Source organism: Corallococcus sp. CA047B (genome assembly GCF_003612065.1).
Classification (GTDB): domain Bacteria; phylum Myxococcota; class Myxococcia; order Myxococcales; family Myxococcaceae; genus Corallococcus; species Corallococcus praedator.
Genome location: NZ_RAWD01000667.1, coordinates 1 through 1035 on the forward strand (window position 1 = coordinate 1; position 1035 = coordinate 1035).

2 protein-coding genes are annotated in these 1035 nt (G+C 73.7%); both read left to right on the forward strand.

Going from position 1 to position 1035, the window contains the following annotated elements; translation table 11 throughout:
* A partial coding sequence (locus D7X74_RS42050) for a Rieske 2Fe-2S domain-containing protein (protein WP_233602496.1) occupies positions 1–349 on the forward strand: 349 nt, incomplete at its 5' end.
* A gap of 29 nt (positions 350–378) precedes the next feature.
* On the forward strand, positions 379–1035 hold a 657-nt coding region (locus D7X74_RS42055; RefSeq protein WP_199742027.1), incomplete at its 3' end, for a condensation domain-containing protein.

Genomic DNA, 1035 nt, shown 5'->3' on the forward strand with positions numbered 1-1035 from the left:
GGGTGGGGCCGTCCGCGGAGGTGGGCTCGCCATGATGCTGGAACTGGAGGCGCGGCACTGGAGCCAGGTGCGCGTGGACGACGAGCGCTACCTCTGCCTGCGCCTGGGGGAGCGCTTCAGCGTCATCCTGGACCGCTGCAAGCACAAGGGCGGCCCCCTCAGCAAGGGCACCTGGGACGAGGCGGCCCAGGGCATCCGGTGCCCGTGGCACGACCTGCTCAACACGCCCCGGGACCTGGCGCGCCGGCAGGTGCCGTCGGTCCGCGTGGGGTCGGTGATCCGCTTCCTCGTTCCCGACCCTCCCGCGCCGCCCGAAGCCCCGGCGCGGAGCGCCCCGTCCTCTTCGTAAACCCTTTTCGCTTTCACGGCGGACACCTCATGGCCGAGCTCGTCACCCCTTTGTCGCCTGCTCCGGTGGAGCCTTCCTCCCGGGAGGATGCCGACGGCTTCCAGCCGCTCAGCCACGCCCAGCAGCGCATCTGGCTGATGGAGCAGCTGCATCCCGGCACGGCCTTCGCGAACCTGGGAGGGCTGCTGGTGGTGCGCGGGCCGGTCCGCCTGGAGCTGCTGGCGGAGGCGCTGGAGCGCTTCGCGCGGAGCACGGAGGCGCTGCGGCTGGAGCTGCGCGTCGAGGATGGGCAGGCACGGCAGCGGCTGGGGGCCGTGCACGGGGGCCGCGTGGAGCAGGTGGACTTCTCCCGCGAGGCGGATCCGCACGCCGCCGCCGAGCGCTGGTGCACCGAGCAGGTGCGGACGCCCTTCGCGCTTCCGGGCGGGCCGCTGTTCCGCCTGGCGGTGGTGAAGCTGGGCGAGCGGCGCGGGGGCTACTTCGCCTGCGTGCACCACCTGGTGGGGGACGGGTTCTCCCTGGGGCTCCTGGTGCGCGCGGTGGGCCGTCACTACGCGGCGCTCGAGGCGGGCGTGGACGTGGCCCCGGAGCCGGAGCCGTCCTACCTGCGGTACGTGGCGCGGGAGCGCGACTACCTCGCGTCGGCCGAAAGCCGGGAGCACCGCCAGCAGTGGCATGAGCTGCTC